This window comes from Vibrio crassostreae, from assembly GCF_041439375.1.
Lineage (GTDB): Bacteria > Pseudomonadota > Gammaproteobacteria > Enterobacterales > Vibrionaceae > Vibrio > Vibrio crassostreae_D.
In genome coordinates this window covers 12072-30786 of sequence record NZ_JBGONY010000019.1, presented here as the reverse complement: position 1 = coordinate 30786, position 18715 = coordinate 12072, and the positions used below count along the sequence as shown (strand labels likewise).

Annotated in this window: 16 protein-coding genes; 10 read left to right on the top strand and 6 right to left on the bottom strand. The window is 45.1% G+C overall.

The window, feature by feature from the left end:
- Positions 1-10 precede the first annotated feature (10 nt).
- A complete protein-coding gene (locus tag ACED45_RS10285) occupies positions 11-1183 on the top strand; it encodes a MalY/PatB family protein (RefSeq protein WP_371713945.1) in 1173 nt (390 codons plus the stop codon).
- A gap of 95 nt (positions 1184-1278) precedes the next feature.
- Here ACED45_RS10285 and ACED45_RS10280 read toward each other — a convergent pair whose 3' ends face one another.
- Positions 1279-1848 (bottom strand): GNAT family N-acetyltransferase, encoded by a 570-nt coding sequence (locus ACED45_RS10280; RefSeq protein ID WP_371713944.1) that lies wholly within the window; start codon positions 1846-1848, stop codon positions 1279-1281.
- Positions 1849-3081 (bottom strand): MerR family transcriptional regulator, encoded by a 1233-nt coding sequence (locus ACED45_RS10275; RefSeq protein WP_371713943.1) that lies wholly within the window; start codon positions 3079-3081, stop codon positions 1849-1851.
- 495 nt (positions 3082-3576) lie between these two features.
- On the opposite strand from ACED45_RS10275, the gene ACED45_RS10270 reads away from it, so the two are divergent.
- Positions 3577-4740 carry an amino acid permease gene (locus tag ACED45_RS10270; protein WP_371713965.1) on the top strand — a complete coding sequence of 388 codons (1164 nt, stop codon included), beginning with the start codon at positions 3577-3579 and terminating at the stop codon, positions 4738-4740.
- A 119-nt stretch (positions 4741-4859) separates the two neighbouring features.
- Here ACED45_RS10270 and ACED45_RS10265 read toward each other — a convergent pair whose 3' ends face one another.
- Positions 4860-6839, bottom strand: a complete 1980-nt coding sequence (locus ACED45_RS10265; protein WP_371713942.1) for a methyl-accepting chemotaxis protein — start codon at positions 6837-6839, stop codon at positions 4860-4862.
- 392 nt (positions 6840-7231) lie between these two features.
- Here ACED45_RS10265 and ACED45_RS10260 point away from each other — a divergent pair, with 392 nt between their 5' ends.
- Positions 7232-7405, top strand: a complete 174-nt coding sequence (locus ACED45_RS10260) for a hypothetical protein (protein WP_186728027.1) — start codon at positions 7232-7234, stop codon at positions 7403-7405.
- 191 nt (positions 7406-7596) lie between these two features.
- Positions 7597-8181, top strand: a complete 585-nt coding sequence (locus tag ACED45_RS10255) for a TetR/AcrR family transcriptional regulator (protein WP_371713941.1) — start codon at positions 7597-7599, stop codon at positions 8179-8181.
- Between the two features lie 120 nt (positions 8182-8301).
- On the opposite strand, the gene ACED45_RS10250 is transcribed toward ACED45_RS10255, so the two are convergent.
- On the bottom strand, positions 8302-10167 hold the full coding sequence (locus ACED45_RS10250; RefSeq protein ID WP_371713940.1) for a fructose-specific PTS transporter subunit EIIC: 1866 nt from the start codon (positions 10165-10167) through the stop codon (positions 8302-8304).
- A gap of 281 nt (positions 10168-10448) precedes the next feature.
- Here ACED45_RS10250 and ACED45_RS10245 point away from each other — a divergent pair, with 281 nt between their 5' ends.
- Both ACED45_RS10245 and ACED45_RS10240 read left to right on the top strand, forming a co-directional pair.
- A complete protein-coding gene (locus ACED45_RS10245; protein ID WP_182795518.1) occupies positions 10449-10751 on the top strand; it encodes a PTS fructose transporter subunit IIB in 303 nt (100 codons plus the stop codon).
- A gap of 7 nt (positions 10752-10758) precedes the next feature.
- On the top strand, positions 10759-11532 hold the full coding sequence (locus ACED45_RS10240; RefSeq protein ID WP_123300056.1) for a PTS sugar transporter subunit IIA: 774 nt from the start codon (positions 10759-10761) through the stop codon (positions 11530-11532).
- A gap of 17 nt (positions 11533-11549) precedes the next feature.
- Here the strand turns inward: ACED45_RS10240 and ACED45_RS10235 are convergent, their stop codons facing one another.
- On the bottom strand, positions 11550-12389 hold the full coding sequence (locus tag ACED45_RS10235) for a helix-turn-helix transcriptional regulator (protein ID WP_371713939.1): 840 nt from the start codon (positions 12387-12389) through the stop codon (positions 11550-11552).
- Between the two features lie 377 nt (positions 12390-12766).
- On the opposite strand from ACED45_RS10235, the gene ACED45_RS10230 reads away from it, so the two are divergent.
- The 4 genes from ACED45_RS10230 (at position 12767) to ACED45_RS10215 (ending at position 18151) form a co-directional block, all read left to right on the top strand.
- The gene (locus tag ACED45_RS10230) at positions 12767-14671 is read left to right on the top strand and encodes a PTS fructose transporter subunit IIABC (RefSeq protein WP_371713938.1); all 1905 of its coding nucleotides are present in this window, start codon (positions 12767-12769) and stop codon (positions 14669-14671) included.
- 96 nt (positions 14672-14767) lie between these two features.
- Positions 14768-15985: a mannose-6-phosphate isomerase, class I gene (gene manA, locus ACED45_RS10225; protein ID WP_371713937.1), complete on the top strand. Its 1218-nt coding sequence runs from the start codon at positions 14768-14770 to the stop codon at positions 15983-15985.
- A 299-nt stretch (positions 15986-16284) separates the two neighbouring features.
- A complete protein-coding gene (locus ACED45_RS10220; protein WP_371713936.1) occupies positions 16285-16725 on the top strand; it encodes a PTS sugar transporter subunit IIA in 441 nt (146 codons plus the stop codon).
- Positions 16726-16738: 13 nt separating this feature from the next.
- The gene (locus tag ACED45_RS10215; RefSeq protein ID WP_285954727.1) at positions 16739-18151 is read left to right on the top strand and encodes a fructose-specific PTS transporter subunit EIIC; all 1413 of its coding nucleotides are present in this window, start codon (positions 16739-16741) and stop codon (positions 18149-18151) included.
- 142 nt (positions 18152-18293) lie between these two features.
- Here ACED45_RS10215 and ACED45_RS10210 read toward each other — a convergent pair whose 3' ends face one another.
- Positions 18294-18710: a cytochrome c3 family protein gene (locus ACED45_RS10210; RefSeq protein WP_371713935.1), complete on the bottom strand. Its 417-nt coding sequence runs from the start codon at positions 18708-18710 to the stop codon at positions 18294-18296.
- Between the last annotated feature and the right edge of the window lie 5 nt (positions 18711-18715).

Sequence of the window (18715 nt, the reverse complement as noted above, 5' to 3'; positions counted from 1 at the left end):
CTCACATCCTATGAATTCTTTCGACAATACGATTAACCGCCGAAATACAGGGTCGGTAAAGTGGGACTTTATGGAGCAGAAGCTTGGCTTAGAAGGCTCCGAGTTGCTGCCAATGTGGGTGTCTGACTATGATTTCCAAGCACCTCAACAAGTATTAGATCGCTTAGCTCAAGATATTTCGCATGGTATTTTTGGTTACTCAGAACGTCAAGACGACTACTACCAAGCCGCGATTGATTGGTTTAAAAAACAACATCAAACAGAAATCAAACGAGAGTGGATCACCACGGTACACGGCGTTTTGCCCGGTATTGCTATGGCGTTGCAAATGCTCACACAAGTGAATGACCAAATCGTTATTCAAAGCCCGGGCTACGGTTCATTCCGTAAGATCATCGAACTGAATGATCGTAAGGTGCTGAACAACCCATTGATTGAATCAGAAGGTCATTACCAGCTTGATATCGCACATTTGGAAGACTGCTTTGCGAGTGGAGCCAAAGCGTTGATTTTCTGCAACCCACACAACCCAACAGGCCGAGTATGGAGCGAACAAGAGATCCTGCAAGTTGCCGAGCTTTGCCAAAAACACGGTGTATGGCTAATCAGTGATGAAATTTGGAGCGACCTAGCGCTAGCATCCAACATATTCCATTCAACATTGAAACTACCAAGTTCGCTAACCGACAAACTTATTGTGGCGACTGCGGCCAGTAAAACTTTTGGCTTGTCATCATTAAGAATCTCTAACTTCATCATTCCAAATGCAGAATTGAAAGAGCAGTTTGTTCGCCGTTTAGATGCTCATGGCATGGATTGCTTCAACAACCTATCAATGTCCGCTGCGACCACGGCATATCAAGAGTGTGATACTTGGCTAGCGGACTTAAAGCAATATTTGCAAGGCAACATCGAAACGCTGCATGGATTCTTGAAAGCAGAACTACCTCATGTTCGCTTTGTAAAACCTCAAGCGACTTACCTCGCATGGCTTGACTGCCGAGCAATGGAAATAAGTGACACTGAGCTTGAGAAAAAACTCATTGCAGCCGGAATTGTACCGAGTATGGGTTGTGCCTTTGGAGAGGAAGGTTCTGGGTTTATCCGTTTGAACCTAGGGTGTCCTGCTGAAGTATTAAATGATGCATTGGCACGACTTAAGGCAGCATTACACGCCAATTAATAGGCAATCAAATTACTTAATCCGAACAATACAACAAAGCCCAATAGGAAACACCTATTGGGCTTTCTCTACTTCTCAATTTTTATTTCAAGCAACTACCAATATTCAGCATGAGCCAAGCCTTTAACGCAATTCGATTTTTCACTTGTTACTTTAACTTCACCGCCAATCAACGACTGAGCCAACCAACCGTGAGGGAAACTCAATTTAAATGGCGCAGGGATCTGCTCAACGGTAATTTGCCCAAAGCCAACTTTGGAATAGTAACTAGGGTCACCGTATGTCACAGCAAGTTCAACGCCCTGCTCCTTAAGAACCTGTAAACCAAAGTTAATCAGCTTTTGGCCAATACCACGTTTTTGAACCTGAGTACTCACCGCTACTGGTGAAAGCAAATATGCCTTCGTTTCATCGTCAAATGAAAGTGGTGTAAAGATAATCGCGCCTATAATCGTGCTATCCGTATCTGACTCACTAGAATCATCTTCAGCAACAAAGCAAAGTAGCTCTGTCGAATCCGTGATCGTTAAAAGATCGTTGGCAAGCTTACCCACTGTTTTACCTTCGTTCTCGCCTTCTGAATCCGTAAAGGTTTGAGTAAAAAGGCGAGTGATAGTTTCGATCTCGCTTGAATCATATTGTCTAAATTTCATGGTGTTCTTCACTTAATGTACTTTCTTCAACACAAAAAAATGATAATCAAAATCACGCAGCCCAGAGCCTTGAGAACCTTCTGAAAGATCACTCTTAGGTTTACTGTTATTGAAGAATTGTTTAATTTCATTGTCGCAATCTGCGAGCGCTTTAGAATTCGGCATCGTCGCTTTCAAAGCCTCGACTTGCTTTTGTAAAGGCAGGTAATAGGCGAGCCAACCGGCGTCGCTCATCGCGAAGTCATCCAATACTTGATAACCCTCTGCTTTTGCTTGTTTAATTCGCTCAGGTACCGTCGTCATGTCTGGGTATTCTTTCTGCCAGAATGCTTTGACTGGTTCGCTCGGGTTCTCGGTGTTCCACACCAAATCATTCACGACCAATATGCCGTCATCAGTAAGTAACTTTCGCCACTGTTTAAGTGCTTTCTGGACACCCATGATGTAGGCACTGCCTTCTGACCAGATCAGGTCGAACGACTTCGCTTCAAACGGTAAATCCATCATGCTTGCGCACACGGTTTGAACATTACTTTCTAAGCCAGATGCCTGTGCTTGCTGAGTCAGAATATCTAAACTAGGTTGATCGTTGTCTACCGCTGTTATCTGCACATCCGCTTGATGTTCTTTAATGGCTCTCGCTAACACAGTTGTTGCAATGCCTTTGCCACAACCAATCTCAAGTACCTGTTCCGGTGAACTAGGCACTTTGACAAATGCCTCTAAGGTATCTTCAGCCGTTCCAGGTCCTAAGCGATCTAAACCCTCGAAGATGGCGCCAAAATCCGCCATATATTGTTCATGTTCATTCATGTCTTTCGATAACCACTTCAATCGCAGCGCCTGTTTCTCATCAAAACCCTGCTTAATTAACCAATCGAGGTGTGCATCTGGCGCAATCTTGTCCATCGACTCATGCCACTCTTCTAAGCCGCTCTCACCCAGCATTGCTGCTAATAAATCTCGTGAACGTTGTTTTTGCACAAGCTCTTCGTCCAGTTGCTTAAGACGATTTTCCAACAAGCCACGTTCTATCTTTGCATCTAAACAGGCTTGGCACTCTTTAAGCGTTAACCCGCCCGCTTGCAGCTGCTGTAACAAGCGAACACGCTGCAGATCCTTTTCAGAAAAAAGGCGATAACCATTACTCTGGCGTTGAGCTTCAATCAAACCTAGCTTGCCGTAATACAACAATGTGGAGCGACTCAGGCCAACAAGTTCAGCTAATTCAGATATGCGATACATGCACTTCTCCCTCATTTCTATCTATAAGGTAAACTATGAAGCTATAGTCAGGTCAATACGAAATTATACTTCATGCCCCTCTTTTCCTAGTTTCCCGCCCTTAAGCTCAAATTGGAAAGGTCTCTAAGTACCTATTTCAACCATAGAAGGCTAGTTACCAACATTACCCAACCAGACTTAGAAAAAGTAAGATATGAACTTGATGAAATAAAAACAAACCACTCAAAAAACATACTTTTTACTAGCTAAGTGGATCTACTTCTAAATCGTTCAATAATTAACAAATGTTAACCAAGCGCTAAATAAAATCACCAGACGAATACATACAAGGAGCACCAATAACAAGTAAAAATCTCTTCGTAACGTTTTTAGAAAAAATCAAAATTTATTAGAAATTAACCCCTAATTTTACTGAGTAATTTGTTAGGCTTGGCAACAAATATTTACAATCCAAATAAAAACTAATTGGATAGCTAGAGGTTGTTTTTCTTGAATATGAAATTATTCGGCAGTTCCCTAATCCTTTCGGGAACTGCATTAGGGGCTGGTATGTTAGCCATCCCAATGGTGTTGGCCCAATTTGGGTTCATGATCAGCTCGGTGCTGATGCTACTTATCTTTATTGGCACCACATACTCAGCACTGCTACTCGCAGAAGCCTGCACCAAAACCAAAGACAACAGTGGCATGAGCAGTGTTGCTTACCTGACTTTGGGCAGCAAAGGGAAACATTTTATCAATGCACTCTTCTACCTGCTGTTGGTATGCATGCTCATCGCTTATATCTTGGGTGTTGGTGACATCATTCACAAGCTACTACTCGATGTTGGCGTAGACATATCTTCATCTGTTGCCTATACCATTTTCAGCCTATTGATGGGTGTGATTGTAGTATCGGGTAAATCCTACATCGACAAACTGAATCGCGGACTATTCATCTTGATGGTAGTCATGTTGTTTATTGTGATTGCTTCTCTATTTAGCAACATTCGTTTGGATTACCTAACTCAAACTAGCAACTACACAGCCAACGATGTCGTTCAATACAGTGCGGTTATCTTTACCAGTTTTGCCTCTATGGTGGTAATCCCGTCACTGGTTATCTACAACCGAGAAGCCACTCAAAAGCAGATCCGCAATATGATTTTGCTAGGCTCTGTGATCCCGCTAGTGTGCTACCTAACTTGGTTATTCGCGATTATCGGTAACCTTGGCACAGATGCGATCAGCCAGTTCCACAATATATCTGAGTTGATCTCTGCGTTTAGCGGGCAATCTGCTTGGCTAAAAGTAGTTATTGCACTGTTCTCAGCTCTAGCGTTAGTGACCTCTTTCCTTGGTGTATCTATGGCGCTTTACGACCAAAACAAAGATGCCGTCACCAACAATAAAGCGTTGGCTTATGCTCTAACCTTCATCTTACCTTTGGTATTAGCCGAGCTGTTCGCTAGCCAATTTGTAAGCATGTTGGACTACGCAGGTATGGTGCTGGTGTTCCTAGCTATCTGGGGCCCACTCGCAATGGTAGTTAAAGTTCGTAGACCTGACTTCCCTCATCTACAAACTGAAGGCAGCTATACCGCAGCCGGTGGCGACACGGCATTGATGGCAACATTCGGCTTTGGGGCGTTGATTTTTATCTCTTGGTTTATGGGGTAGAGCTTATGGGTTAGCCCAAACATTGCTGATAAAAAAGCCCGTGAATCCTAAGATTCACGGGCTTTTTAGTTTTTACTAAGGCGGCTCTAATCGAACCGCCGTTGGCTGTTTTTAAAAGGTTAACTCTTAAACGTATTCGAGAGCTCTTTCAGCGATGTTGCCAATTCAGCTTGTTCTTTCGCTGTCGCAGCAATTTGCGTTGCACCGGTCGTAGATTCTGTAGACTTCTGCTCTACTGCCATGACGTTTTGAGCAATATCTTGAGTCACTACCGCTTGCTCTTCGGTTGCAGTCGCAATCTGCTCTGTCATACTGAATATCTCGCTCACAGCGCCTGAAATATCTTGCAGCGTCTGCTCTACGCCTCGAGAATCCTCCACCGCTCTTGAAGACATCTTCTTGCTATTATCAATTACATTAAACGCAGTTTGTACATCTGATTGTAGAGAACTAATGAAGCCTTCAATCTCCAAGGTAGATTCTTGGGTACGTTGTGCCAAAGTACGTACTTCATCTGCAACCACGGCAAAACCACGGCCTTGTTCACCAGCACGTGCTGCTTCAATCGCTGCGTTTAGTGCGAGTAAGTTGGTTTGGTCAGCAACCGACTTAATCACATCAATCACGCTGTTAATGTTATTGCTACTTTCGTGTAGATGAGTGATTTTTTCAGCGAGGCCGTTAATCTCAGAAGCCAAGATCTCAATCGAGTGGTAAGAGTGCTGAACCGTGCTCAAACCTGCTTGTGATTGTTCATCAGCCAATTTAGCTGAGCTTGCTGTTTGCTGAGTTTTAGCCGCGACCTCGTTCACCGTTGCCGATAGCTCCTCTGTTGCTGTCGCAATCAAACCAATTTGGTCTTGCTGCTCAACCAAGGTGTTGGAGTTGTATTGGCAAGTTTGCGCCGTCTCTTCAGCTGCAGAAGCAAGTGTCAAGCTAGACTGAGACAAGTTATCTATTACCTGAGAGAATTTCTCTAACGTTTCGTTGAGAGACGAAGAGATATGCCCTAGCTCACTCTCTCCTAAATACTTAGCTCTCACCGTTAGGTCATTATCATCACGAACAACAGAAAGTACTGAGGTTAGATTTTTTACTCGGAGCGTTAGGTCTGTAATCACTTTAAAGCTAACAAAGGTCGCAAAGAAAGTAATTGCAACAAATACCGCAATACTTGCAAACATCGCAGATTGAGCTTCACTCGCCTTGTTTTCAGTCAACGCGATAAGTGATTCAGCCAGTTGATTCTCCGTTTTCTTTAACTGAACAATACGAGCAGTTGATTGCGCGAACCAATACACAGGGTCTACATCAAAACCTCTCATTTTTGATTCAGCCACATCACGAAGCTTCTCGACTTCCGCGACCGAACGGTCATTTAATTGTTGTTGAAAGAAGCGAACGTTGTCTGGGTTACCCAGAACTTCAAAGTTCGAGAAATACGTGTTTTGCTGTGTCACCAAAGAGATGAACTTAACCAGCATACCTGGACCAAACTCATTTTTAGAAAAAGTGTTATTTAGGACAGCACGCTCGATACCAGCTCGCTCTTTGCCTTGCAAGAAGTTGTAATAAGCGATGGTTTCCGTAGTGATGGTAGCATCGGAGCTTAACTCAGCAATTAAAGCTGATACGCTGAGCAGTTTTGCATTCAGTTTAGTGTAGTAACCTAAAGCCTCTGAAAGTGGGATCGACTGAGAATCAACACGATTACGAATAGACGTAATTTGATTTAGGCTTTGGCTGATTTCAGTGTTCAGACGGGAGATCTGGGGTAAGTCGATTTCTGCAGACTGCCAGTACTCAGCTCTCTGATTGCGTCTGTTATCCGCACTTGTTCTTTGCGCTCGCAGCTCACTAACAAACTTCGTACCTTGTGAGCCGATAAAACCTGCCGTCATACCGCGTTCTTTTTGTAGCTCATGTACAAGTTCGCTGTACACAACCGACAAACGAGTCAGTTGGTTTAATGACGACATTTCGCTGGTCGTTTCTACGCTTTTAGAAATCGTAGAAGCACTCAGCCATAGAAACCCTAAGATCGGTAAAATAAGCAAAGCGATGATTTTTTGCTTAAAAGACATATCGGTTAATTTCATTGTTATTTCCTAGCAGCTAACGAATCTTTATCTGTAATGTAATTAGACACACTTCTAAAACGGTGTACTTTTACTAAGATCATATAATCTTTAGTTTTATCAATTACCGTGCCATGTTATCGGCAATCGATAACGCTAGCATTTAACCTTATAAAATTCATTGGTTTATTTATAAATCTGTTAGCTATGCAACCTTATCGAACACAAAAACCGTGCAACAACATATTCCCGACGCAAGTAACTGAAAAATTACGCTTTTTATTAATACTAAAGGGGTAGGGAAACACTCAGGTTCGGCTGATTACTCACTACATATTGAGCAGCAACTATGTATAATGCCGCCCCGAAAAGTTAACAATTCAATCAACTAAAAAGCATAACCTGAGGTATTTATGGACTGTCCAGCTTGCGAAGAACACATTGGATGGGAGTGGGTAGAAGAGGAAGCCATCGAGCCCAATGAAGAGTTCGACTGCCCTGAATGTGAAGCAACTTTGATGTACACCATCGACGAAGGCACCTATTACGGTGCGCAACATAAAACCGTCGAAGTTGTCGACGACTAGCCTTCATCAGACATTGAGAAATATTTCACCGTAGAAGCTGTCAAAGCTCGTCATAAATTGCATTCAATCAAGCGCCTTATGCACCAGTAAGGTGCAAGACCGGCAATTAAGTCGAGCAAAACATACCTTTACTGGAACGAGCGTTCAGCATAAAATATTGAACATATGTTCAGATTAATGAAGTAGATGTTATGGCCAAGACCGCGAAATTCGATAGACAGGATGTAGTAGATAAAGCAACGAACCTGTATTGGGAAAAAGGCTTTCATGCGACTTCTATGCGTAATCTGCAAGACGTGATTGATATGCGTCCGGGTAGCATCTACGCGACTTTTGGCAGCAAAGAAGGTTTGTTTAAAGAGACGCTAGCTCGCTATACCGAACTTGGTATCCTCAATCTGAACCGTTTCCGCAGCGAAACAGACTCGCCTATCAAAGCGCTGGAAAACTTCGTAAAACGTGCCGTTGTCGAATCAAAACAGAGTGCGCCAAACGGCATGTGTATGCTGGCAAAAACGGTCGCAGAGCTGACTAATGAACACGCAGAGCTATTAGCAGAAGCGAAGAAATCACTAAAGGTAATGGAAAGTGAGTTCGCTAAGTTGATTGCAGAAGCGCAAGAGCTAGGTGAGATCAGAAAAGATCGAGAACCTGCTCAGCTTGCTCGTCATGTTCAAGTTCAGATCGCAGGTCTACGTACCTACGCAAAAACCTGTGACGACATCGATTTACTTAACTCAATGGTTGAAGACGTATTTAAGTATCATCCTTTCTAAAAGCTGAGCTTGTTTTAGAAGCCATACAAAAAGACTCCACTGTTAGCCAAATGCTAGAGCGGAGTCTTTTTAGTTTTGATCTACTTAACTTTATAGATGATTAACTTTAGTGTTTAAGGGTTATACCTTTCTCATGATCAGCGCCTGTGCATTAAGCATCGCCTCTTTGGTGCTGACATCTAAGGTTTTCACATTTGCAAAGCGCTCGACTTCCTTAATCGCCACGTCATGAGCAAAGATCACCAACCTCGCCCTTTCAATATCTTTAGGTGTGATGCGATTGCCTATCCCGCTGGCGCCCTGCGTTTCAACTTTTATTCTAACCCCGAGATGATGTGCCGCCTTTTCCAAAGATTTAGCCGCTAGGAAAGTGTGAGCAACACCAGACGGACAAGAAGTAATCGCGAGTACATCCGCTTGCCCTTCTTCCGTCACCGAACCACCCGCAAACTGATTAGAGCGAGCCTCACCTTCGACCACATTCTTTTTCAGCAATATTACGATTAAAGCCGTGGTAAGAGCCCCCGCGAGTGTTCCAATGATGTAGCCAATCTTGCCATCAACCACAGGCAGAACAATCCAGCCTCCCCATGGCGCATGGTTTACCACATGAAACATAAAGCCAACTACGTTACCGACAATGCCACCAGCCACGACAGCAGGCAGAACACGTGCAGGATCGGCAGCAGCAAATGGAATAGCACCTTCGCTAATGCCGATCATTCCCATGATGCCCGCCGCTTTGCCCGCTTCGCGTTCGTCTCTTTTAAACTTCTTCGGCGATATAAAAGTCGCGAGAGCCATGCCCAGTGGTGGCGTACAAATCGCAATGCCAACGCCACCCATCAACCAAGGCTGAGTATTTACCTGCGTTTGAGCAAACAGCGTTGCGACCTTGTTGATTGGGCCGCCCATATCAAAGGCCGTCATCGCACCTAAAATACTGCCGAGCACCATTTTTCCAGAACCTGCCATACCTGTTAGCATTTGGTTCATCTCAAGCATTACTTGAGCTATCGGAGAGCCAATCACCCACATCACAGCACCACAGGTTACAAAGGTGCCGACAAGCGGATAGATAAAGATAGAACTCAGCGAGATCATGCTATCTGGTAATTTGATCTTCTTGAGTAGATTAACCACAAAGCCAGCGAAGAAGCCGACTACAATAGCGCCAAGGAAACCGGTGTTGTATTGATTCACCGCAACCCAAGAACCGATCATGCCCGGTGCTAAACCCGGTTTGTCGGCCATTGAATACGCGATGTAACCACCTAGTACGGCAGTAAACAGGGTTAAGCCTGCGATACCCATCTGTGCGATGTCTGCCAGCACGCCACTCTCAGGTACTGCGCCATGACCCGACATCATCACCGACAAAGACAACAACACGCCACCCGCAACCACGAATGGGATCATGTGCGAAGTGCCGTATAACAGGTGTTCTTTGAGGCGATTGAGAGATTGAGCCCAAGGACTGAGCGGCTCAACATACACTTCATGATGGCTAGAGGCATAGCTGTCGAAGGAATCTGAATTGGCTTCGAGAAACAGCTCTTGAGCTTCCTCGACCGACTCAACAGCCTTTAATTTTGTAACAAAGTCATCTTCAATCAGTTTGGTCGAGATCTGAGCCAACACCTCGATATGATGGTCATCATTGTTGTCAGGCGAAGCGAGCATGAAGAACACATCAGACAGTTCACCGCCATCAGCGCCATAATCAATACCCGTACGGCTAATCCCAACCGCAACGGCAGGCTTAGTAACGGCGGTACTTTTCGCGTGTGGAATGGCGATACCATCATCAAAGCCCGTGTTACCTATGGCTTCGCGCTTCCAAATGTCATCAAGGAATTCACTTTTATTGGAAAGCTTACCAGCACGGTCGAGCAGTTCGACAAGCTCTTCAAATACCGCCTGTTTTGAGTCTGCTTTTAATTCCAAGCAGATAATCTCGGGCTCGATAATGTCAGTGATATCCATGTGCTGCCTCGTCCGAGTACCAATTTGAGTGAATGAGATAAAGAGGTCAATAAGATGAAAAGATTAACGGTGTGGGGGAACTCAATATATAGGACGAAAGGTGCATTAACTGGATTATTGTAACCAAGAACTCAGAGTGTGACGTCCACCTTAGAATAAAAAACGCCAATCCATAAAATCCACAGAGTCCATAAACGTATCGCCCCTACTGTATGCTCCCGGTCTATACTGGGTTTTCCCATACGAGAGAGTAAAGTGGCGAGATTAAGCCGAGAATAATAATGAAAATTGTAGCGGTAACTGCGTGCCCTACAGGCATTGCGCACACCTATATGGCAGCTGATGCATTAAATAAAACAGCCCCTAAATTCAACGTTTCAATCAAGGTTGAAACACAAGGCGCTATGGGTATTGAAAACTTACTGACTGCACAGGATATTACCCTCGCAGACAAGGTATTGATCGTCTCTGACATCGACATTGAACAGCCAAGCCGCTTCGACCCAGCAAAAACCTTATTCATCCCTATGGAAGAAGTATTGTTGAGTGTCGATAAAGTCTTTATTAAGCATTGTCGCACCTAGACCTTTCATGAACGAATATCAAATCACCTTCTTCGTTGACGATCCTGCCGCGAACTCACACGTCGCGCAGCCACTTAGCCGCTTGGCAAAGAAATTCAAAAGTACCATCCGTATTATCAACATCACTCAAAACCGAACCGCTGATCTATCCAAATCCGTCGCGATGCTGCAAGTAGGTTTACTTCGTGGTGATTTGTGTCAGATAACCGCAGTAGGGATTGATGCAGAGCTGGCCTGTTTCGTTCTTAAAGACGTCATTGCTGAGCATTACGCCATGGTTGGCTCACAAGTGAACCATGAGTTCTCAAACGATTTAATCCAGCGCATGCCGCAGATATGCCCACCTTGCGACATCAAGTGGCACCATGCCAAAGCACAAACCCAACTGACCAAGTTTGAATGCCTAAAAGGGCTCGCTCATTTGGTGTATCCAGAAGATCCGGATGAACTGATTCTGGCGTTTATTAAACGAGAGGAACGCTCGTCTACGTGTGTATCTCCAGGGATCGCCCTGCCGCATGTGATGTTTGAATCGACCCAAGACCTCTCGATCGCGGTTATCGTCAGTGACGACCCAATTGACTGGGCCTCACGCATTGGCGAAGTACACGTTGCCATTGCTTTGGTACTGCCTACCAAGCCACAGCGAGAGCATATTGTGGCGGCTACCAACCTAACCAGAAATCTGCTTCACGACCAAGTCAATGAGCGTTTACAAAAGACTCGAAGCAGTGTCGATCTACAAGCTCTGCTCATGTACATCTCTTCACGTCTTATTTAGTTACCAGCTCGTTAGAGCTAGATTGAGCCTCGATACTCGGTCGGTGTTCTTCCGGTGCGGTTTTTGAAAACTCGACAGAAGTAGTTCACATCCTTAAAGCCGCAACGTAATGCCACTTCATTGAGCTTGAAGTTGTACTTCTTAAGCATGAACTTAGCACGATCGACTCGCACGCGCGTGATGTACTCGGCCAGCGTCATATGGCCTTGTTGGCGGAACATTCGTGACAAATGGTTCGATGAAATGCTAAAGCGCGAGGCGATGCTGTCTCGGGTGATTTGGCGGTGGAAGTTCTCTTGAATGTAGATACAAATCCCCTGATACACATCCTGAACTCGGCTGTGAGATTTTTCGACAGGCGCTTCCAACATCGCCTTGCTGTATTGCAGCAGAGCTTGCAGCAATAACTCGTCCATTGGCTGCTTGTTGCTCTCTCTCGCTAACGAGCTGAGCGCCTCCAAAATATTATCAATCGCGAATCCAGAACGAGTCTGAATACTGTGCTTTTGAATATCGTAAAAACTCTCCTCACCTTTGCGTTTGCTCACCAAACTTAAACCCAGCTGACGACGACCAAACAACATACTCAACACCGAACAGTCAGTGTCCCAATTGGGTTTATTCCAACAGTTGGGTGGGATGAAAATCGCGTCTCCGGCTTTGGCTATAACGTTGGTGATCTTGCGGTCATGGCTTTCCATTTCATTAATATACTCTCCGTCTAGCACCAGCTCTAAGCGCGAAAAGTTCACCTGATAGCTGCACGCTGAAGGTGTATGAAAATCTCCAGCAAACCAGATGTTATGAAACGGTTCTCGCTCATTTAACACGGACGAGATTAAGTCATGAAATATCATTATACGAACTCTAGTGGGCAGCAATAAGGCTACGGGAATAGATATACCCCTTAGTGAAACATAGCGCTATTGAGCAAAATCACAATTTGAGATCTAGGTTACAAAAATCCAGTCGTGGAAATAAATCTCCAGCCACAAACCTGATATAGCACGTAATCCCCCTGAGAACCCAACACGCTGCAGCCCTTATAAATAAAAGCCTAAGCTCCTCAAAATCGCTGTCAACAGTAACCGAAAAACGCACCACTAACCGATCAAAATCACACTCCATTTAGAACGCATCAATCATCCAGTAAATGCATTTTTTCTTCACTACAGAAGGTAAGCAGTAGATTCCAGAATACCCCTAACAAAATAAAAAAGAGTAGGGGTTCATTATGATCACAACATTGATCAATCAAGATTTGATTAAACTTTCGCTTAGCGCTGATTCAAAAGAAGAAGTATTCAAAGAGCTGATAGACGTGCTTTATGCACAAGGTCGAATTTCAGACAAAGCACAGTTCCTTGCCGACATTAAAGCGCGAGAAGAGCAAGGTAATACCGGGTTTGAAGAAGGCATTGCTCTACCACACGCGAAAAGCAGCGCGGTGATCAAACCCGCCGTTGTTATCGGCGTCCACAAGCAGGGCATAGAGTACGGTGCCGATGACGGTCAGCCATCAAAACTGTTCTTCATGATCGCTTCTCCTGATGGCGGCGATAATCACCACATCGAAGTACTGGCAGAGCTTTCTTCAAAACTGATTGAAGAAGGCTTTATCGAAAGCTTCATGAATGCTCAATCTGAAGAAGAAGCACTAGAATTACTGCTTAGCAAACCTGAGCCTTCGGAAGCGGAAAACAACGTTGAGAAACAAGGCTTCATCATTGGTGTGACAGGCTGCCCAGCCGGCGTTGCACACACTTATTTGGCAGCTGAAGCGCTAGAGAAAGGCGCAGCGGCTCTTGGTTACGACATCAAGGTCGAAACTAACGGTTCTATTGGTGTTAAAAACAGCCCTACTCAAGACGAAATCGAACGTGCAGACGCGATTGTCGTGGCTTGTGACAAACAGGTCGACATGGCTCGCTTTGCCGGAAAATGCGTTATCAGCACCAACGTAAAAGCGCCAATCAAAGATGCGCAAGGCTTGATTAAACAAGCACTCAACGCACCTAGCTACCAAGCCGAACAAACGCCGACCAATCAATCTGTTGTAGAGAAAGCATCACAAGCGCGTTCTGACCTTTATCGTTACTTGATGAATGGCGTATCACACATGATTCCATTCGTGGTGACTGGCGGCCTATTGATTGCCCTTGCACTGGCGATTGGCGGCGAACCAAGTGAATCTGGCATGGCAATTCCTGCTGGCAGCATGTGGAACCAAATTCTAGAAGTGGGTGTGGTTGCCTTCACCCTGATGATTCCAATCTTGGCTGGCTACATTGCTTACGCGATTGCAGACCGCCCTGCCTTAACTCCAGGTTTAATTGGCGGTTGGATTGCCAACAACGGTTCTTTCTACGGTGCTGACGCAGGTACAGGCTTCATTGGCGCAATCATCGCAGGTCTATTAGTGGGTTACTTTGTTAAGTGGATTACCTCGTTTAACTACCACAAATTCGTTCAACCGCTTGTGCCTATCATGATCGCTCCGATCACTGGTTCTCTATTCATCGCAGGTCTATTCATCTTTGTTATCGGCGCGCCAATCGCTGGGTTGATGGATGCTCTTACTGCGCTGCTAACCAGCATGAGCACAGGCAACGTGGTTCTGCTTGGTATTGTCCTTGGTGGTATGGCCGGCTTTGATATGGGCGGTCCATTCAACAAGGTGGCGTTCCTATTCTCGGTCGGCATGATTGCCAGCGGTCAAACTCAATTCATGGGTGCGATGGCGTGTGCAATCCCTGTGGCTCCACTAGGCATGGCTATCGCAACCAGACTTGGCCGTAAGTTCGACCTGTTCGAATCTTCTGCAATCGAAGCGGGTAAAGCAGCAGGTGCGATGGGCTTGGTGGGTATCTCTGAAGGTGCGATTCCTTTCGCGGCTCAAGACCCTATGTCAGTAATCCCAGCCAACGTACTTGGTTCAATGACTGCAGCGGTTATGGCGTTCTCATTTGGTATCACCAACAGCGTTGCTCACGGTGGTCCAGTTGTTGCTCTACTAGGCGCAATGAACTACCCATTGCTGGCACTTCTGTGCATGGCATCAGGTGCGGGTGTGACTGCGGTGACTTGTATCGCGCTTAAAAATCTACGTAAAGCCAAGCTAACAACAGCAGCGGCTTAAGCCATTTCAACTCCAATGGCTTGAGCCCCTATTCTACTCAGACATTTCAGTAGGTCGAGTAGAGCTCAAGCCATGTTTCCCTTCATGGTGATTTCGATGTCTGATTTTTCTTTAGCGAATGATTCGTTCGTACAACGCTTTTTCTACCCTATGACCAACGTGATTCAAAACTACGCATGGGGTAGTCCTTCCTCGTTTAGCCAACTGTTTGGTATTGATAACCAGTCTGGTGAGCCGCAAGCAGAGATATGGATGGGCGCTCACCCGAATGGTTGCTCAATGGTGAACGACAACGGGCAGCAAACCACATTATCGAGCTTGATTTCCAATAACCTCAACCTATTTTTAAGCGAGAAAGTGGCAAGTCGCTTTGGTGAATTGCCATATCTATTCAAGGTGTTAGCGGCTGAGAAAGCGCTGTCTGTACAAGTACACCCAAACAAACAACAAGCTGAATCTGGCTATGCTCTAGAAGAGCAGCAAGGTATTCCGATGACAGCTGGCAATCGTAACTACAAGGATGCCAACCACAAACCAGAACTGGTGTATGCCCTAACCGACTACACGGCGATGAATGGTTTTAGATCGATTAGCGAGATCCTTGAGCACTTCCATTACCTCGATATTCCAGAGCTTCATTCGATGGTCAACGATCTCACGGGCGATCAAACTCCCAATGGATTAGCCTGCTTTTTTGCGAGCTTATTGTCTTTAGAGGGCGAGCAAAAAGGAATGGCGCTTACTATGTTGATCATGAAGGCCAAGCTTTCTGATAAACGTGTATTCCAATTGATTTCAGAACTGGAAGATCAATATCCAGGTGATGTCGGCCTATTTGCACCGTTACTATTGAACGTAATTACCTTAAAGCCGGGGCAAGCCATGTATCTGGATGCCGAGACTCCCCATGCTTACATCAAAGGGACAGGGCTAGAGATCATGGCGAACTCAGACAATGTGTTACGTGCCGGGCTGACGCCTAAATACATGGACGTGAATGAACTGGTTTCTTGTACTCGATTTAATGAAAAGCCCGCGGATAGATTACTGCTAAGCCCGATAGAGCAAGGTGATGTGATGGAATACGAAATTCCAGTCGAGGATTTTAAGTTCTCTATCGTGCAAAACTCACATCAACGCAAGATAACTACCGAAGGCGCAGAGATCCTACTGCCACTCGACGAATCCATGGTGCTCACTCACCAATGCGGTGAAACCTGCGTGATAGAGAAAGGCCAGTCGGTATTCATTCCTGCTTATGCTGAGAGTTACAAACTGGACTGCGTTGGCCGAGTAGCGCGCGCTTACAGCTAGCTCTCTAACAACTCAGAACACACTCTTCATGCCCTGCTTTTGCGGGGCATTTTTGTTCCCAGTACTTTTTTGTTCCTAGAGCTTTTTTGTCCCTACAGCTCTTTTATTCCTAACGAAAATTATTTCAGCATCGAAATACACTATCAAATATGCCCCATCTCACACTGGATGAATGATGCAAATCACACTTAATTTTGCTTGATACAAATGTACAGTGAAGGGCTTTTATTTGCTATTTCGCGAATCGGGTTAATCCATTAATTTTAATTCAAGAACTTCAATAGTGAATGAGTTAATAAATGATCACACAGCTAACTAACGTCAACTTAATTAATAACAACCTTCAAGCGAATAATAAAAAAGAACTGTTTGAAGAGTTGGCAGGCATGTTATTTGAGAACAACCGAATCAGCAATAAAGAAGCCTTCTTGGCAGACATCGAAATTCGTGAATCTCAAAGCATCACTTCAATGGACGGCATCGCTTACCCACACTCAAAAAGCAAGGCTGTAACTGAGCCGGCAATCGCTGTTGGTGTTAAGCGTGAAGGTATCGAGTATGGCGATGAAGACGGCATCAATCCAACCGTGTTTTTTATGATTGCCTCACCCGATAACGGTGCTGACCATCATATTTATGTACTACAAGAACTATTTGGAAAATTCAGCGATGAATTTATTAAAGATATCCATAACGCAAAAGACGAACAGCAAATCCTTAATATTTTAATTAATTCATAAGGCGTAGAAAATTATGAGCACCCTAACAACTCAAGCTACGAATACCAATAATAAAAACAGTAGTAGCGACTTTAAAAAAATCCTTAGTACCATGAAAGGCCACCTGCTTTTCGGAACCTCACACATGCTGCCTTTCATTGTAGCCGGTGGCGTTCTATTGGCTTTAGCGGTCATGGCATCTGGCAAAGGTGCGGTACCAGCAGACGGCTTGCTGGCAGACATCTCTAATATCGGTATCAAAGGCCTTGTTCTTTTCCCAATCATTCTTGGCGGCTTTATTGGTTACTCCATTGCAGATAAACCAGCACTAGCGCCAGCGATGATATCTTCTGGCATCATGGCTGACATGGGCGGCGGCTTCCTTGGTTGTATCGTAGCAGGCTTTATCGCCGGTGGCGTGGTGTTCCAACTTAAGAAGATCCCACTTTCTGCGAACATGACGGCGCTAGGTGCGTACTTCATCTACCCGCTTCTAGGCACGTTAATCTCTGCAGGTATCGTACTGTGGGGCATCGGCGAGCCAATCAAACTGTTCATGTCTTCAATGAACGAGTTCCTAGCTTCAATGGCGGGCGCGTCTAAGATGGTTCTGGGCACAATCCTTGGCGGTATGACAGCGTTTGATATGGGCGGCCCTATCAACAAAGTCGCGACCCTATTTGCTCAAACTCAAGTAGACACGCAACCTTGGCTAATGGGCGGTGTAGGCATCGCGATTTGTACTCCACCTCTAGGTATGGCTCTGGCGACGTTCCTATTCAAAAACAAGTTCTCTAAACAAGAGCAAGAAGCAGGTAAAGCAGCAGCAATCATGGGTTCTATCGGTATCTCTGAGGGTGCTATCCCGTTCGCAGCAAATGACCCAATGCGCGTACTTCCTTCAATCGTTGCCGGTGGTATCGTGGGCTGTGTATTCGGCTTCATGACAGACGTTCTACTGCACGCTCCGTGGGGCGGCCTAATCACTGCGCCGGTATCAAGCAACATTCCAATGTACGTCGTCGGTATTGCACTTGGCTCGCTAACCACAGCCGTTATCGTAGGCTTCTGGAAACCGGTAGCGGTAGAAACAGAAGAAGACATGGTTGAAGCACCAGTACAAGCTCAAGCAGCTCCTGTAGCAGGCGAAGGCGAGTACGACATCGTAGCAGTTACATGTTGCCCTTCTGGTGTTGCACACACCTTCATGGCAGCGAAAGCACTAGAGAAAGCAGGCTTAGCCGCAGGCCTTAAGATTAAGGTAGAAACTCAAGGTCAAAACGGTATTCAGAACCGCATCACTGACCTAGATGTAGCGAACGCAAGACTGGTTATCTTGGCTCACGATATTCAAGTGAAAGACGCACACCGATTTGCCAATGCGAACGTGATTGAGTGTTCAACGAAGGAAGCAATGAAGAGAGCTGCAACTATGGTGGCTATCTAAAGCCAAAAGCTATCTAAAAGAATCAATAAATTAGTGAATGCTCACTATTGATAAAGTAACTAACCCCTACTAAGAAAAATCCCCATTCGTTTTGTCAACGAATGGGGATTTTTATTTTTACTAGCTCAAACCTTCCGTCATTTTACGGCCTAATATCAAGGCTAAACGTATTTAAATAGCGCTCTAGCCTAACTGAATAAAAGTCTGATAATTCTTCGTCTTCTTCATCATGACAGTCGGTACAAGTGTCCTTAGGATCAAATTCTTCATGGGGAAGATGACACTCGACGCACTCCATCTCTTCGCTCTCTTTGTGCTTTAAATTATGCTGGCGCCCTTCGAGGTGACCAAAATCATCATGACACTCCACGCAGCTGTTATATTCAAACTCAAGATCGTCAGAAGGCTCTTCGTCTAGATGGCACTGACCCGCACATGTTTCATCCTTTAGGTGAATATTCGCAAGGTTATGCTCATCTGGATTAGGTAAATCTTCAGCGACCACCAGTGCGCATACTCCAGCAAGTAACACACTAATTAAATATCTAGTCGTACTCATAAAAC

Coding starts and splice junctions, on each gene's coding strand:
- ACED45_RS10285 (WP_371713945.1), top strand. CDS start 11: ATGAATTCTTTCGACAATACGATTAACCGCCGAAATACAGGGTCGGTA.
- ACED45_RS10275 (WP_371713943.1), bottom strand. CDS start 3,081: ATGTATCGCATATCTGAATTAGCTGAACTTGTTGGCCTGAGTCGCTCC.
- ACED45_RS10270 (WP_371713965.1), top strand. CDS start 3,577: ATGAAATTATTCGGCAGTTCCCTAATCCTTTCGGGAACTGCATTAGGG.
- ACED45_RS10265 (WP_371713942.1), bottom strand. CDS start 6,839: ATGAAATTAACCGATATGTCTTTTAAGCAAAAAATCATCGCTTTGCTT.
- ACED45_RS10260 (WP_186728027.1), top strand. CDS start 7,232: ATGGACTGTCCAGCTTGCGAAGAACACATTGGATGGGAGTGGGTAGAA.
- ACED45_RS10255 (WP_371713941.1), top strand. CDS start 7,597: ATGGCCAAGACCGCGAAATTCGATAGACAGGATGTAGTAGATAAAGCA.
- ACED45_RS10250 (WP_371713940.1), bottom strand. CDS start 10,167: ATGGATATCACTGACATTATCGAGCCCGAGATTATCTGCTTGGAATTA.
- ACED45_RS10245 (WP_182795518.1), top strand. CDS start 10,449: ATGAAAATTGTAGCGGTAACTGCGTGCCCTACAGGCATTGCGCACACC.
- ACED45_RS10240 (WP_123300056.1), top strand. CDS start 10,759: ATGAACGAATATCAAATCACCTTCTTCGTTGACGATCCTGCCGCGAAC.
- ACED45_RS10235 (WP_371713939.1), bottom strand. CDS start 12,389: ATGATATTTCATGACTTAATCTCGTCCGTGTTAAATGAGCGAGAACCG.
- ACED45_RS10230 (WP_371713938.1), top strand. CDS start 12,767: ATGATCACAACATTGATCAATCAAGATTTGATTAAACTTTCGCTTAGC.
- manA (WP_371713937.1), top strand. CDS start 14,768: ATGTCTGATTTTTCTTTAGCGAATGATTCGTTCGTACAACGCTTTTTC.
- ACED45_RS10220 (WP_371713936.1), top strand. CDS start 16,285: ATGATCACACAGCTAACTAACGTCAACTTAATTAATAACAACCTTCAA.
- ACED45_RS10215 (WP_285954727.1), top strand. CDS start 16,739: ATGAGCACCCTAACAACTCAAGCTACGAATACCAATAATAAAAACAGT.
- ACED45_RS10210 (WP_371713935.1), bottom strand. CDS start 18,710: ATGAGTACGACTAGATATTTAATTAGTGTGTTACTTGCTGGAGTATGC.